This window comes from Pseudomonas sp. (assembly GCF_051660785.1).
Classification (GTDB): domain Bacteria; phylum Pseudomonadota; class Gammaproteobacteria; order Pseudomonadales; family Pseudomonadaceae; genus Aquipseudomonas.
Genome location: NZ_JBOFQE010000119.1, coordinates 1 through 14,116 on the forward strand (window position 1 = coordinate 1; position 14,116 = coordinate 14,116).

At 60.6% G+C, this 14,116-nt stretch carries 12 protein-coding genes; 9 read left to right on the plus strand and 3 right to left on the minus strand.

The genetic code is table 11. From position 1 onward, the window contains the following. The first annotated feature begins 192 nt into the window (after nt 1-192). From ACRC4F_RS31275 to ACRC4F_RS31285, 3 genes are read left to right on the plus strand one after another with little or no spacing between them, the layout of a single operon-like run. Nucleotides 193-1,728 (plus strand): MFS transporter, encoded by a 1,536-nt coding sequence (locus ACRC4F_RS31275; protein ID WP_438662764.1) that lies wholly within the window; start codon nt 193-195, stop codon nt 1,726-1,728. Nucleotides 1,729-1,754: 26 nt separating this feature from the next. Further along, a complete protein-coding gene (locus ACRC4F_RS31280; RefSeq protein WP_438662765.1) occupies nt 1,755-2,819 on the plus strand; it encodes an HlyD family secretion protein in 1,065 nt (354 codons plus the stop codon). Beyond that, a complete protein-coding gene (locus tag ACRC4F_RS31285) occupies nt 2,816-4,372 on the plus strand; it encodes an efflux transporter outer membrane subunit (RefSeq protein ID WP_438662766.1) in 1,557 nt (518 codons plus the stop codon). Before ACRC4F_RS31280 ends, ACRC4F_RS31285 begins: the two co-directional genes overlap by 4 nt. On the opposite strand, the gene ACRC4F_RS31290 is transcribed toward ACRC4F_RS31285, so the two are convergent. Beyond that, entirely contained in the window at nt 4,353-5,009 is a 657-nt protein-coding gene (locus ACRC4F_RS31290; RefSeq protein WP_438662767.1) for an NYN domain-containing protein, read from the minus strand. The genes ACRC4F_RS31285 and ACRC4F_RS31290 overlap by 20 nt on opposite strands. A gap of 530 nt (nt 5,010-5,539) precedes the next feature. Here ACRC4F_RS31290 and ACRC4F_RS31295 point away from each other — a divergent pair. From ACRC4F_RS31295 to ACRC4F_RS31310, 4 genes are read left to right on the plus strand one after another with little or no spacing between them, the layout of a single operon-like run. Beyond that, complete coding sequence (locus ACRC4F_RS31295; protein ID WP_438662768.1) at nt 5,540-6,322, plus strand: efflux RND transporter periplasmic adaptor subunit; 783 nt, start codon at nt 5,540-5,542, stop codon at nt 6,320-6,322. Continuing rightward, nucleotides 6,319-7,638 carry an efflux RND transporter periplasmic adaptor subunit gene (locus ACRC4F_RS31300; protein WP_438662769.1) on the plus strand — a complete coding sequence of 440 codons (1,320 nt, stop codon included), beginning with the start codon at nt 6,319-6,321 and terminating at the stop codon, nt 7,636-7,638. Before ACRC4F_RS31295 ends, ACRC4F_RS31300 begins: the two co-directional genes overlap by 4 nt. Beyond that, nucleotides 7,639-9,735 carry an HlyD family efflux transporter periplasmic adaptor subunit gene (locus tag ACRC4F_RS31305; RefSeq protein WP_438662770.1) on the plus strand — a complete coding sequence of 699 codons (2,097 nt, stop codon included), beginning with the start codon at nt 7,639-7,641 and terminating at the stop codon, nt 9,733-9,735. Between the two features lie 11 nt (nt 9,736-9,746). Then, complete coding sequence (locus tag ACRC4F_RS31310; RefSeq protein WP_438662771.1) at nt 9,747-10,244, plus strand: GNAT family N-acetyltransferase; 498 nt, start codon at nt 9,747-9,749, stop codon at nt 10,242-10,244. A 121-nt stretch (nt 10,245-10,365) separates the two neighbouring features. Here ACRC4F_RS31310 and ACRC4F_RS31315 read toward each other — a convergent pair whose 3' ends face one another. Then, nucleotides 10,366-10,677, minus strand: coding sequence for a DUF6916 family protein (locus ACRC4F_RS31315; RefSeq protein ID WP_438662772.1), 312 nt, complete (start codon nt 10,675-10,677; stop codon nt 10,366-10,368). Between the two features lie 53 nt (nt 10,678-10,730). Further along, nucleotides 10,731-11,318 (minus strand): phage tail protein, encoded by a 588-nt coding sequence (locus tag ACRC4F_RS31320; RefSeq protein WP_438662773.1) that lies wholly within the window; start codon nt 11,316-11,318, stop codon nt 10,731-10,733. Nucleotides 11,319-11,563: 245 nt separating this feature from the next. On the opposite strand from ACRC4F_RS31320, the gene ACRC4F_RS31325 reads away from it, so the two are divergent. Continuing rightward, entirely contained in the window at nt 11,564-13,135 is a 1,572-nt protein-coding gene (locus ACRC4F_RS31325; RefSeq protein ID WP_438662774.1) for a glycosyltransferase family 39 protein, read from the plus strand. A 126-nt stretch (nt 13,136-13,261) separates the two neighbouring features. Further along, nucleotides 13,262-14,098 carry a sulfotransferase family protein gene (locus ACRC4F_RS31330; RefSeq protein ID WP_438662775.1) on the plus strand — a complete coding sequence of 279 codons (837 nt, stop codon included), beginning with the start codon at nt 13,262-13,264 and terminating at the stop codon, nt 14,096-14,098. The last annotated feature ends 18 nt before the right edge of the window (nt 14,099-14,116 follow it).

Below are 14,116 nucleotides of genomic sequence, written 5' to 3' on the forward strand. Positions count from 1 at the left end.
AGCCTGCTCGCGATTGCGGTGGATCAGTGACAACAATGCCGACTGACACACCGCAATCGCGAGCAGGCTCGCTCCCACAGGGGTTTTGCATTGCTGCATCGGGCGCACTTATAACCTGCCAATAAGTCAATTTTCGTAACGTCCCGCGCTTCTTACAATGCTTCGGTATTCAAACCCCGGAGCTTGCAGCAAATGACTTCCCTCACGGTCGCGGCACCTCTCGTCGCGACCAGTTCCGCCGCCGTCACGCCTCCCGTCTTCGGTCCGCGGATCATCATCGGTCTGGTGGGCGTGTTGCTGGCGGTGCTGGTGTCGGGCCTCAATGAGATGGTGACCAAGGTCGCGCTGGCGGATATTCGCGGCGCATTGGCCATTGGCTACGACGAAGGCACCTGGCTGGTCGCGAGCTACACGGCGACCTCGGTAGCCGCCATGGCCTTCGCGCCTTGGTGCTCGGTGACGTTCTCGCTGCGGCGCTTCACTCTCTGCGCCATCAGTGCCTTCACCCTGTTGGGCGTGTTGTGTCCGTTCGCCCCCAACTACGAAAGCCTGTTGCTGATGCGTACCTTGCAAGGCCTGGCTGGGGGCGCGCTTCCGCCGATGCTGATGACCGTCGCGTTACGCTTTTTGCCGGCCAACGTGAAGCTTTACGGTCTGGCGGGCTATGCGCTGACGGCCACTTTCGGCCCAGGTCTCGGTACTCCTCTGGCCGGTTTATGGACCGAGTACGTCGGCTGGCAATGGACCTTCTGGCAAATCATCGCCCCGTGCCTGATTGCCATGGCGGCGGTGGCCTACGGCTTGCCCCAGGATCCGCTGCGTCTGGAGCGTTTCAAGCAATTCAACTGGCGCGGTTTGCTGCTGGGCTTTCCAGCGATCTGCATGCTGGTGATCGGCATTCTGCAGGGCAATCGGCTGGACTGGTTTGAGTCGAGCCTGATCTGCGGATTGCTCGGCGGTGGGTTGCTGCTGTTGGTGCTGTTTTTAATCAACGAATGGTCGCAGCCGATCCCTTTTTTCAAGATGCAGATGCTCGGCATCCGCAACCTGGCGTTCGCTTTGATGACGTTGGCTGGGGTACTGGTGGTGCTGCTGGCGGTGATCATTATTCCGTCCAGCTATCTGGCACAGGTGCAAGGTTATCGCCCGGTTCAGACAGCCCCGATCATGTTGCTGGCGGCCCTGCCACAGTTGATCGCGCTGCCGCTGGTGGCGGCGCTGTGCAACCTGCGTTGGGTCGATTGCCGCTGGGTGCTGGGGATCGGTCTGAGCATGTTGGCGCTGTCCTGCATCGGTGGTTCACAGCTGACGTCGGTGTGGATTCGCGACGATTTCTACGCGCTGCAATGGCTGCAAATTTTCGGTCAGCCCATGGCGGTGCTGCCGCTGCTGATGCTCTCCACCGGCAGCATCACGCCGATGGAAGGCCCCTACGCCTCGGCCTGGTTCAACACCGTGAAAGGCCTCTCAGCGGTGATCGCTACCGGAGTGATCGAAGCATTGACCACCGCTCGGCTGCATTTCCACTCGACCATGCTGGTGGACAACCTCGGCAACTCCCCTTTGGCCAACATCGACAGCGCTGGCCTTGCCCATCGTCTGCATGAGCAGGCCGTGGTGCTGACGTCATCGGATCTTTATCTGTGCATGACCGGCGTCGCGCTGGCGCTGGTCCTGCTGATTTTCTGGCTGCCGACGCGGATTTATCCACCGCGCGCACCGACCTGAACGCTTCACTGAAACAGAAGGTTTTTATGACGACTCAAACAAAGCAAAAAGTGGCCGTCGGCGTCGCCGCAGTGGTGGCGGTCGGCGTGCTGATTTACTTGCTGACGCCAGGGCTTTTCGGCAAACGCACGCAGCAGAGCACCAACGATGCGTTTGTCTCGGCGGACTTCACCCTGGTGGTGCCTCGCGTGGCAGGGTTCATCAAGGAAGTGCTGGTGGAAGACAACCAGCAGGTCAAGGCCGGGCAGTTGCTGGCGTTGATCGATGACCGCGACCTGCGTGCCGCCGCTCAAGCTGCCGACGCCGAAACGCTGGTGGCCAGGGCGCAACTGCAGAACGCTCGGGCGACCCTTGAGCGTCAGACGTCAGTGATCGCTCAGGCCCAGGCCACGGTGGTGTCGGCCAAGGCTGAAATGGCTTTCGCCGAGCATGAATTGAACCGCTACAACCACTTGGCCGGAGTCGGTGCCGGTACGGTGCAGAATGCGCAGCAAGCGCGCACGCGCATCGATCAGGCTACTGCGCGGTTGGCCAACGTCACCGCGGTGCTGGCGGCGGAACGCAAACAAGTGGAGATTCTTACGGCACAGCGCGACGCGGCTGAAGGTGGATTGAAGCGGGCGCAAGCGGCGCTGGAAATGGCCAGCTACGAGCTGTCTTACACGCGCATCGTGGCTCCTCAGGACGGCATGGTGGGCGAGCGGGCGGTGCGGGTCGGCGCTTATGTGACGCCGGGCAGCAAGATACTGGCGGTGGTGCCGCTGGCGCAGGCTTACGTGGTCGCCAACTTTCAGGAAACCCAACTGACCGACGTGAAGCCTGGGCAGGACGTGCAGGTGCGTGTCGACAGTCTTGGTGGTGAGGTTCTGACGGGTCGTGTTGAGAGCATCGCGCCGGCCACCGGTGTCACGTTTGCTTCGATCAAACCGGACAATGCCACCGGCAACTTCACGAAGGTGGTGCAGCGGATTCCGGTGAAGATTGTTCTGGAACCGGGTCAGGCATTGGCCGAGCGGTTGCGTGTGGGGATGTCGGTGGAGGCGAGGATTGATACGGCGAGCGTGGTGTCGCGTGAGGTGACCAAGCGATGAAGATCTATGTTGACTGGGCCGACGTCATCGCGAGCAGGCTCGCTCCCACAGTTGACCGCTTTTCAATGTGGGAGCGAGCGTGCTCGCGAAGAGGCCGGATGCCTCAACTCACCTTGTGCGCCTTACTGGTCATGAGCCTTACAGCCTGCACCGTCGGCCCCGACTTCCAGAAGCCTCAACCACACCAAATCACCGAGTGGTCGAAACCGTCCAAAACCGCCGCCAGTGAAGCTGTACCCAACGACATGAACGAACGCTGGTGGGAGGTCTTCAACGATCCGAAACTCTCGGCCCTGACCCAGCGCGCCCTGACCGACAACCTCGACCTCAAACTCGCCAGCCGCCGCCTGCAGCAAAGTCGCGCCGCACGCCAGGTGATCACCGCCGACCGCTATCCAAACACCGCCGCCACCGGCAGTTACGGACGCAAACGCAACAGCGGCGAAGGCCTGAACGACCCCTCGGGCCACAACGGCGACTCGGCGTTCAACCTCTGGGACTCTGGCTTCTCCGCGTCATGGGAACTGGATTTCTGGGGCCGTGTACGCCGCGAAACCGAAGCCGCCGACGCAACCCTGGAAGTCGCGGAAAACGATCGCCGCGGTGTGCTGCTGTCGGTGCTCGCCGAAACCGCTCAGGATTACATTCAACTGCGCGGTGTGCAAAGCACTCGGGCTGTCACTGAACAAAACCTCGACGTCGCCCGCCACAGCCTGAAACTCTCGCAACTGCGTCTGGCCGACGGCGTTGCCACGGACCTGGACGTCGCCGAAGCAGCCGCGCAAGTCGCTGCCATCGAATCGCGCCTGCCCGCGCTGGAACAGCGTCAATCACAACTGATCAACGCCCTGAGCTTGTTGATGGGCGAGCCACCTCAAGCGCTGCATGCCGAGTTATCCACAGACGCACCCGTGCCGCCAACCCCGCGTCAGGTCGCCATCGGCCTGCCGTCGCAACTGGCCGAACGCCGCCCGGATATCCGTCAGGCCGAAGCCCGTCTGCACGCTGCTACCGCGAGCATCGGCGTGGCCAAAGGTGACTTCTATCCGCGGATTACCCTGTCCGGCAACTTCGGTTCACAAGCCATGCAGCTGAGTGATTTCGGCTCTTGGGGCTCGCGTTCCTTCGGTATCGGCCCGCAATTCAGTCTGCCGCTATTCGATGGCGGCCGTCTGCGCGGGGTCTTGAATTTGCGAGAGGCCCAGCAACAGGAAGCCGCTATCGCCTATCAACAAACCGTACTACGCGCATGGCACGAAATTGACGATCAACTGAGCGCCTACACGGCCAGCCAACTGCGCCGCGACAGCCTCGCCGAAGCCGTGCGCCAAAACCAGATCGCCCTGAGCACCGCGCAGCAGCAATATGTGGAAGGGGTGGTGGATTTCGTCAACGTGCTGACCGTTCAAGGTGCGTTATTGGCGACTCAGGAGCAGTTTGTCGAGAGCTCGACCGGGGTTTCGCTGGCGATGGTGGGTTTGTATAAGGCGTTGGGCGGGGGATGGGAGTCGGTGTATCCGTTGGCTGGCGTCGTTACCAGTAATCCGGTTTGATGGCGGGAGCCTTGTGGGTAGGCACCCGTGCTGGAAATTGGTGTGCCTGCAGCTCTTCAGAGGTGATGACACGTCGCATCCAGTGTGAGTGCTCTTTTAAAGAGCCTGGAGATGGACGATTTAGCTCAGCACGGTGAGGAAGAATGACTCCGATTTTCATGTCAGGGAAATCTTCTCGAATAGCTCTCAGTGCTGGGGTCATGTCTGTATCACTAGAGACCAGGACTAGCTGTTTGATTTGCTCAAGGCAGTGGTGATTGGCCTGTCTTGCTGCAGTGCGATACATGCTTATTGCGATGTGGACATCCGTTTCTTTCTCTTCAAGTTTCCAGATATCAACTTTGTCTCGGCGATCGGCACCGGTTTTTCTGTTAATGAAGCGAGGAGCTTTAGCGGGCTCTAGCTTATGGCGCCTGTAGTGAACGGTAACGTTGTGTGCTTTTAAAGCCCGCACGTAGGTGTCTTGAGCTTCTTTGGAGGCTATGCCGCGAGTGGCAAGCTCTGGTTTGACGGAGGAGGTGAAGTATTCAACCGATATGACTGAGGTTTGCGGATTCTCGATGTATGCGACATGGTTCAGCAAGCCTTTGAGATTGAGCCATTTGTATGGAATGCCAGCGAGCAGTCCATAGAACACGTTATAGCCATCAACAAAAAAGCGGTTCGCACAAACTCAATCCTCAGAAACGAAAAAACCGGCCGAAGCCGGTTTCTTCACCCCAACGGCCAGTGAATTTAATCTCTGCGTACGGGGTTCAGTGGGGTAATCCTAAGTCGGGTGTGTCATATACGTCAACCCAATGGCTGATCAACGTTCTGCTCGACTGAAAGATTTACAGCACCGGCGAGCCAGTTTTGATCACCGGCCTGGGCGATCGTCAAGGCGTTGTTGGCCTGATTTATTAGTGATTGCTACAGGAAGAGTGGAGAGGTGCTGCATTTCGATAAAAGTTTGAAGTGTCGACCCGCTGCTCTCCGTATCGATTGAATGCATGTTCCCAATTTGATGTGGGATTTATTACCGAGGGCTACTGAAGGAAAACCCAAGTATCTGCGCTAAGAAATCTGGCTATTTTGAAACAGCACATTTCCATCCAATGACATCCATCCACTTGACGCCCACCCACCCTGTCATAGACTCCGCTCATCCGTCAGGGAGATACGGTTATGCGGCGTGTTCGGTTTTGGGTTATTGGATTGACCTTGGTTACATGCGCCGTTCAGGCGCAAACGCCCGCGTCAGAGGATCCGCTGTTGGAAAACAGCGCCACTGGCAACAATGCGACGGCCAGCAGCGAAGCCCGTGGTGTGTTGCGGGCCCGGGATCAGGCGGTGCTCGCCAGTGAGTTGCCCGGGCGTATTGTCGAGTTGCCGTTCAGCGAGGGCGAGTCGTTCAAGAAGGGCGATACGCTGGCGCGTTTCGATTGCTCCGCCTATCAGGCCCAACTCAATGCAGCGCAGGCTGCCAGCCGTGGCGCGGGTGAGGAGCTGTCCCACAATAAACAACTGGCGGCGTTGAATTCAGTCGGGCGTTTTGAAGTGGCGCGGGCCGAGGCCAAGGTCAGCGAGACGCAGGCGCAGTCGCAGGTTTATCAGGTTCAGGTCAAACGCTGCAGCGTGCTGGCGCCGTTCGATGGCCAAGTGGTCGAGCGCAAGGTCAAGCGCTATGAAAGCGTGGCGGCCGGCGCGCCGTTGCTAGATGTAGTCGACAACCGCACCCTTGAGATTCATCTGCTGGTGCCGTCACGCTGGATGGCCCGGCTCAAGCCCGGTCAGACCTTCAGCTTTGTCCCCGATGAAACCGGTCAACCGCTGGATGCCACGGTCAAGCGCCTCGGCGCTCGAATTGACGAAGGCAGCCAGACGTTGTTGCTGGTCGCGACACTGCCCAACGCCAACGGTTTGCTGGCCGGCATGAGCGGCACGGCGCGTTTCGCGGAGCTTAAATGAACGCGCCCGTTGCGAGCGGTGCTGAACAGGTCTTCGCCAGGTTTCTTGATCTCGAACGCCTGACCCGCGCTGCGCGCACGCCTGCGCAACTGGCCTACAGCCTGGTCAATGACGGGCAGGCATTGTTTGGTTTTCGTCACGCGGCGCTGTTGATCGCCGGGAAAGTGCAGGCAGTGACGGGCGTCAGTGCCGTGGACCCGAATGCGCCGTTCGTGGCGTTCGTCGAGCAGGCTGTGACGCAGTTGTTCAAGGCCGGTGTGCTGAAGCAGGCGCGGGTGATTCCGGTGAGTGGGCTCAGCGAATCGGTCCAGGCTGATTGGCAAAGTCTTTCCGCGGCCCAGGTGTTTTGGCTGCCGCTGATCGATCACCTGGGCGAGGTGTTTGGGGGGCTGTGGCTGGCGCGGGACCTGCAGTGGAATCCTTCCGAACAAGTGCTGCTGTCGCAACTGGGCGACACCTACAGCCACGCCTGGCTGGCGTTGCAACCGCGCAAACCGTGGCGACTGCGCTGGACCCGAAAGCGTCGGTTGGCCCTGGTCGCCGTGCTGCTGCTCGCGTTGCTGATCCCGGTACGCCAATCGGTGCTGGCGCCGGCCGAAGTGGTTCCATTGGGTGGCCGCGTTGTGGCTGCGCCACTGGACGGCGTGATCGCCGAGTTTCTGGTCAAACCCAATCAAACGGTAAAAGCCGGCGACCTGTTACTGCGTTTCGAAAGCACCACGCTCAAGGCCCAGGCCGACGTGGCCGAGCGTGCATTGGGTGTGGCCGAAGCTGAGCTGAAGGCCAATTCCCAACGCTCATTCGCCGACGCCGAATCCAGCTCGAAGATCGATCTGCTGGCCGCGCGAGTCGAGCAAAAACGCGCCGAACGGGACTACGCCCGTGAATTGCTCAAACGCAGTGAAGTCCGCGCCGAGCGCGGCGGTATTGCGGTGTTCGCCGACGCGGAGCGCTGGACTGGCAAACCGGTGCAGACCGGCGAGCGGTTGATGGAAATTGCTGACCCGACGCAGGCTGAGTTGCGCATCGAACTGGCGGTGGGCGATGCGATTTCCCTTGAGCCGGGCGCGCAAGTCGCGCTGTTTCTCGACAGTGATCCTCTGCAACGCCACTTGGCGAAACTTGAACGGTCGGCCTATGAGGCGCAGCCCACCGCTGCCGGACAACTCGCTTATCGTCTGGACGCGAATTTCGAGGGCACACCACCGCGCATCGGCCTGCGCGGAACAGCGAAAGTTTTCGGCGACCGTGCACCGTTGGCGTTGTACCTGTTGCGTCGACCGCTGGCCGGTTTGCGCCAGAGTGTGGGTTTTTAGATGAGCCTGCCGAGCCTGCGGGCCGACCTGCAATTGTCGGTGGCGACCCCGGCCCTCGATGGCTCGCCGCGCTGGACCCTGGCTGACCCGGTGCGCGGGCGCTATTTCAAACTCGGCGCCGCCGCGATGCGTTTGCTGCGGCATTGGTCGTTGGGTGATCCCGAGCAAGTGCTGCGCGCCGCCAACCGCGAGCCCGGGTTGCCGCTGGATGGCGCAGAGCTTGAGCAGTTGCTGGGCTTTTTGCGCGGCCACGATCTGATCAGTGCGCTCGACCCGCAACAGCGCGCCAGCTACAGCCTGAAGGCGGCCGCCCAGCGTCAGACGCTGTGGCAGATTCTGCTGCACCAATACCTGTTTTTCCGTATTCCACTGTGGCGCCCCGACGCTTTTCTCAATCGTGCCTGGCCGTGGCTGGAACGCTTCGGCCCGCGAGCGCTGCGCTATGGGTTGCCGGCGACGTTGGTGCTCGGGGTGTTTCTTGTTTCTCGGGACTGGCAGCGATTTATCGCCACGTTCCCGCATCTGTTCAGCCTCGGCGGCGCGCTGGCGTTCGGTGTGGCGCTGTTTTTCGCCAAGCTCTGTCACGAGTTCGGCCACGCCTTCATGGCCAAGCGCGCGGGTTGTCGGGTGCAGAGCATGGGCGTGGCGTTCATGGTGTTGCTGCCGATGTTTTACACCGACGTCAGCGACGCCTGGCGGGTCAATGATCGTCGTGCTCGGTTGCTGATTGGTGCCGGTGGCGTGTTGGCGGAGTTGCTGCTGGCGAGCATTGCATTGCTGGTCTGGTCCCTGCTGCCGGACGGTCCCGGACGCACCGCGGCGTTCATGCTCGCCAGCGCCACCTGGATCACCACGCTGGTGATCAACCTCAACCCGTTCATGCGTTTCGATGGTTACTTTCTGCTCAGCGATTTCTGGGAAGTGGATAACCTTCAAGGGCGAGCCTTTGCCTTGTGCCGTTGGCGGTTGCGCGAGTTCTTGTTCGGTTATGGCGCGGCAGCGCCGGAGCCTTGGTCGCCGAAGATGCAGCGCCGATTGCTGATCTGGGGCTATGGCGCGTGGCTGTGGCGCGCGGTGTTGTTTTTCGGGATTGCGCTGGCGGTCTATCACCTGTTCTTCAAGGTGTTGGGGATTTTCCTGATGCTGGTGGAGCTGGTGTGGTTCATCTTCCTGCCGATCTTCAGCGAGTGGCGGCAATGGTGGAGCCGGCGCGACCAGGCGCATGCCTCCCGCGTGTTGCTCAGCGCTCTGGCCTTGCTCGGATTGATGCTGGTGCTGGTCTTGCCATGGCGCAGTGCGGTGGAGCTGCCGACGATGCTTGAAGCAGGGCGCGCTAGTGCAATGCATGCGCCAGTCGCGGCGCGGGTCAAAACGGTGAATGTGCAGGACGGCCAGGTGGTTGCGCAGGGTGAGGTGCTGATCGAGTTGGAGTCGCCGGACCTGGACTCGCGCCAGGCCATCGTCCGTCGCGAAATCCAGATCCAGCAGTTGCAGATGCGTCGTCAGGCCAGTCGTAGCGAAACCGCCGCCGACGCCGGTATCGTCGAACAGCGCCTGGCCGAAGCGGTGGCGGAGTATCGCGGCCTTGCCGCCCAACGTGAACGGCTGCTGCTGCGCGCGCCCCACGCCGGCACCGTGCGTGATCTGTTGCCGCAATTGGTGGACGGTCGCTGGTTGTCGACCAAGGATCCCTTGGCGCGGGTCGTCGAAGACGGTGCGCGGTTACGCGGTTATCTGGCCGAAGCCGAACTGTGGCGTGTTGCACCGGGGGCCACCGGGCGGTTCATCGCCGATGATCCGATGCACCCGGCGATCGCCGTGCAACTGACCGAAATCGATACCAATGGCGCGGCCTATGTCGATCAGGAGGCGCTGACGTCCGATCACCACGGGCCGATTGCTGTTCGCCGGGATGCGCATCAACGGGCCGAACCGGTGCAAGGACAATACGGGGCGCGGTTGAGCACCCTCGAAACCGCGCCGACGCCGATGCAGCCCTTGCGCGGTGTCGTGGTGTTGCAGGGCAGCGGCGAGTCGCTATTGGGCGTGGCCTGGCGGCGCATGGCCGCGCTGGGTGTCAGGGAAAGCGGTTTCTAAGGAGAGCAGCGATGGCAAATACCGATTCAGTGGCGGCGGACGGCTTGGTGGTTCGGCCCTCGCGGACAAGCGATGCAGTCTTTCTGGAGAGTCTTTACCAGGCGGCGCGACCGGATCTGCAATGGATCGACGGTGAGCCGGAAGTGGTCGAGCAGGTGGTGGCCCAGCAGTTTCAAGTGCAGGAACAGGGTGTGGGGGAGCGCTTCCCCAACGCGATGCACTACGTGATTGAAAAACTCGACACGGCCATCGGCGCGCTGACCACCGATTTTGGCCCCAATGAAATTCGCGTGTTGTACCTGGCGTTCATTCCACAGGCCCGCGGCCAGGGTTTCGGCCGCATGGTGCTGCAAGGTGTGCAGAAAGCCGCGCAACAAATTCGCTGCCCGGTGGCCACGGTGGTCTGGGCCAACAATCCCCATGCACGCCAGCATTACCTGGCGCTGGGCTTTCAGGTTGAAGAGCGAAACCCGGCGGCGGAGCGGTTGGTGTGGTATCCCCAAAGCTGAATCCACCACCGTCCCCTGTAGGAGCGAGCCTGCTCGCGATGGCGGAGTGTCATTCACCTAAGATGTCGAATGATCCACCGCCATCGCGAGCAGGCTCGCACACATTGGGATCTCGGTCTGGTCAGTTGAAGGCGATGTAGAAATATCCCAAGCCCGGATCACGTCCCATGGCCGGTACACGGGAGACAAAGATGTCCTGCACCTGACCCAACTCGGGCAACTCCAACGTGCATAACCCATCAACAAACTCGGTGGGTTTCAGGCTGTTGATCTCGACGCTGAACGGCATGCGCTCGCTGTTGGGCATTTGCGAACAAGGCGTTTCCTTAAGCGTGTCGATATGAATCGGCAATTCACTGCCACCGGGCAGCCGTAGCGTGCCTGTCTTACCCAGCAAGGCCTGAAAGTGTCGGCTTTGAACCTGTTGCAACATGGTGTCACTCTCCCAAAAAAACGGCCGGGCGATTTGCATCCCCCGGCCAGACCTCAGTTGCGAGAAGGGAACAACCCGTTCAAGGCAACGCTGAAGTTGAGCACCAGGAACGGGTTCATCGTTGCCATGGGCAAGCCGTTGCCGGCGGACGAGATTTCACCCGTCACGGCGGTGGCCACGCCTTTGAGCGGAACGGCCGCAGCGCCTTGTGCATCGGAGAAAATGCTCGCCGAGCCCGGGCCGCCGCCCGAAGCGCCGATGTACGAGTTGGTCGCGGTGGGCGTGGTGACCGGGTTGCTCGCCGGGCTGGCCAGTTGCAGGGTGGTGGTGGCCGTGAGCCCGGACAAGGCGTGGGTGTGATTCGGCAGGTTGGTGATGGTCGCGGTGACGTTCTCCGTCCCGGAGAATTCGCCGATGACGCGTGGGGTCAGACCCAGGCCGTTGCCTTGTGCAATCGGCATTCGGCCTTGCAGGTTGGGTAGCATGAAGTTGGTGGTGCCATTGCCTCCATAGTAGATTCCCAACAGTGAGAACAGCGCCTGGTATTGCGAAACCCCCAGCGTCTGGCCGTTACACAGAGCCCAGCCGTTAGGGGCAAAGTTAAAGGCGAAAGGCTGAATAGTGCCCATGAATACTTCCATAGTTCCTCATCCCTCAGGTTAGTTGTCTGGCGCGCCACGCGGGCGGCCCGGATAGCCGGGCAGATCGTTGCGATTAGCCGATTCCTTTCATCTCCGTGGCTGGGTCACGCCACGCCAGAGCGTAGTTGATCCATTTGAATACCGGATGTCGTTGGTCGCAAAGCCAGCATCGACGACGGCGCTGTCGCTGTCCTACAGTGATTGCAGGCTTCACGCTTTTTCACCGGCAGTCCTGAGGGGAGGCAATGGAGGCGTATAGAGAATTGCCGCTCGACGGCACTCAAGGCCCGCAAGCGACACCCGGCGCCTGGGCGAGCGTTCAGCGCTTGCTTCGGTGGGTACGCAAGCATTGGCTGTTGCCGATCCTGGCCCTGGCCGCGCTGGTGCGTTTCTACGACCTGACGGCGGCGGCCATCTGGGGCGACGAAGGCTCCAGCCTGCTGCTGAGCCAATATTCGTTAAGCGAGATCTGGCTGCACGCTGCCCATGATGTCCATCCGCCGCTGTATTTCATGCTGCTGCATGGCTGGGTCGAGTTGTTCGGCGACGGGATTTTTTCGATCCGCACGCTCAGCGCATTGCCCGGGATTGCCACGGTGTGGCTCGGCGTCTGGCTGATGGACTTGATCGCCACCCGGCGTGCTGCGTTGTTGACTGGTTTGTTGCTGGCGCTACTGCCCACGGCGGTGCGTTACAGCCAGGAAGTGCGGATGTATTCGTTGCTGGGTCTGTGGCTGATTGGCGCCACAATCGCCCTGGTCTACTGGATCAGATACCCCCGGCACACGCGTTATCTGGTGGCGTATGTGCTGCTCATGACTGCGGCGTTCTACACCCATTACTTCACCGCACTGTGCGTACTCTGCCACTGGCTGTACCTGGGGGTGATCCGCTTGCAGCCTGGTTATCGCTTGCGACATATCCAACGCCCCGGCTGGTGGCTGGCGAACGTGGCCGTCGTGTTGTTGTACCTGCCTTGGGTGCCGAGCCTGATCGATCTGGTCCAGCACATGGATCAGCTCAAGGCCAATGGCGATGTGGGATGGGAGACACCGGTCACGTTCGGTTCGTTGCCGTCGATGATCTGGTCGTTTCTGATCCAGGACGATGGTGAAGATCTGCCGACGGCGCTTTTCATCACGTTGCCATTGGCGTTGCTGGCCTTGGTGTGGGTGGCGCTGGCGCGTGATCGTAGTGTCATTCGTGGCAGTGCGCTGGTGGTGATCTACACCGTTTTGCCGTTGTTGCTGGTGTTTTCGGTGTCGTTCATTTCGCCGGTGTTCATCGAGCGGTACCTCACGGCGTACGCCCTCGGCCTGCCGATGATTGCCGCGTTGGCCATTGATCGCCTGTATTCGGGTTTCCGGGTGCTGGCCTTGACGGTGCTGGTGGTGTTTGTCGGTGTCGAACTGGTGGGCCTGAACAACAACGCCACGGTCGATACCAACGATCAGTTCAACGTCATGGTCAACTACGTCAACCAGCACTTCGTTGCCGGTGACCGGATCGTCACCAGCGACATGCTCTGGTACCTCAGCTACGTCTACTACAACCGTACCGACGCAAAGCCGTTGCTGTACACGCCGCCGTTGCCCGGTGGTGCTTCGAGCCGGCCGAATGCCTATGGTTTCGGCACGTTGGTGACCCAGGATATTTACCTCGACAACCTTGGCAGCTTGCCTAAAGGCACGGGCCGCGTGTGGTTGATCGGCACCGTCGGTGGTCCGGACGAATTCGCGCCGGTGCCCGCTGGCTGGCAGAGCGCTGGTGAAACGCAGGCAGGCGGCGCCTATGCGCGTTTGTTTGTGTTGCATTGAATCAGTAACAAAAATCGCTCTTTTCAGATGATTTAGCTTCGATTTGATATCAAAACACTACTATTGCTACGGCCATTCATAGTCTACGCTCCGTCATACATAAGGGACTTATGATCAGGTGAAGGGATGCAGCAGTACCACTTTATCTCCGGCTTGCCGCGCTCAGGCTCGACCCTGCTTTCTGCCATTCTGTTGCAGAACCCGCGCTTTCATGCCGGCATGACCAGCCCCGTTGGCGCGCTGTTTTCCGGTGTTCTGGAGCAGTGCAGCGCAGGCAGCGAGTTTGGCGCGGTGATCGAAACTGACCTGCGCCGGCGTTTGCTGCGCGGTCTGTTTGATTCCTTCTACGCCGACAAGGCCGACAAACCGGTGGTGTTCGACACCAACCGGCTGTGGAGCTCGCGCCTGCCGGCCATCAGCGATCTGTTTCCGCAAGCGAAGGTCATTGCCTGTGTGCGCAATGTCGCCTGGGTCATGGACAGCATCGAACGTTTGTACCGCGCCAATCCCTTTGAAAACACCAAGCTGTTCGGCGATGCGGTCGAGCGCAACACCGTCTACAGCCGTTGCGAAACCCTGGCCCAGCGCAATCGGCTGGTGGGTTTTGCCTGGGCGGCGCTCAAGGAAGCCTATTACGGCGAACACGCCGACTCGTTGCTGATCGTCGACTACGACCTGCTGACCCAGGCGCCAGACCGGGTGATGCGGCTGGTCTACGACTTCATCGGCGAACCCTGGTTCGAGCATGACTTCAACAACCTCGCCTATGACGCGCCGGAGTTCGACCAGGCCCTTGGAGTTTCGGGCCTGCACAAGGTCAAGCCGAGGGTCGAATTGCAATCGCGGCGCACGATTCTGCCGCCGGATTTGTTCAAGCAGTACGCCGAATTGTCCTTCTGGCTCGATGGCTCAGCCAGCGCCGCCAATGTCATTCGCATGAAAGCCGACGCCGCGATCAGTTGATCGCGGCATTTTCATTTA

Excerpts from the sequence above, each read along its gene's own strand:
- ACRC4F_RS31280 (WP_438662765.1), top strand. The coding sequence starts at position 1,755 with ATGACGACTCAAACAAAGCAAAAAGTGGCCGTCGGCGTCGCCGCAGTG.
- ACRC4F_RS31275 (WP_438662764.1), top strand. The coding sequence starts at position 193 with ATGACTTCCCTCACGGTCGCGGCACCTCTCGTCGCGACCAGTTCCGCC.
- ACRC4F_RS31300 (WP_438662769.1), top strand. The coding sequence starts at position 6,319 with ATGAACGCGCCCGTTGCGAGCGGTGCTGAACAGGTCTTCGCCAGGTTT.
- ACRC4F_RS31330 (WP_438662775.1), top strand. The coding sequence starts at position 13,262 with ATGCAGCAGTACCACTTTATCTCCGGCTTGCCGCGCTCAGGCTCGACC.
- ACRC4F_RS31315 (WP_438662772.1), bottom strand. The coding sequence starts at position 10,677 with ATGTTGCAACAGGTTCAAAGCCGACACTTTCAGGCCTTGCTGGGTAAG.
- ACRC4F_RS31320 (WP_438662773.1), bottom strand. The coding sequence starts at position 11,318 with ATGGAAGTATTCATGGGCACTATTCAGCCTTTCGCCTTTAACTTTGCC.
- ACRC4F_RS31305 (WP_438662770.1), top strand. The coding sequence starts at position 7,639 with ATGAGCCTGCCGAGCCTGCGGGCCGACCTGCAATTGTCGGTGGCGACC.
- ACRC4F_RS31325 (WP_438662774.1), top strand. The coding sequence starts at position 11,564 with ATGGAGGCGTATAGAGAATTGCCGCTCGACGGCACTCAAGGCCCGCAA.
- ACRC4F_RS31285 (WP_438662766.1), top strand. The coding sequence starts at position 2,816 with ATGAAGATCTATGTTGACTGGGCCGACGTCATCGCGAGCAGGCTCGCT.
- ACRC4F_RS31310 (WP_438662771.1), top strand. The coding sequence starts at position 9,747 with ATGGCAAATACCGATTCAGTGGCGGCGGACGGCTTGGTGGTTCGGCCC.
- ACRC4F_RS31295 (WP_438662768.1), top strand. The coding sequence starts at position 5,540 with ATGCGGCGTGTTCGGTTTTGGGTTATTGGATTGACCTTGGTTACATGC.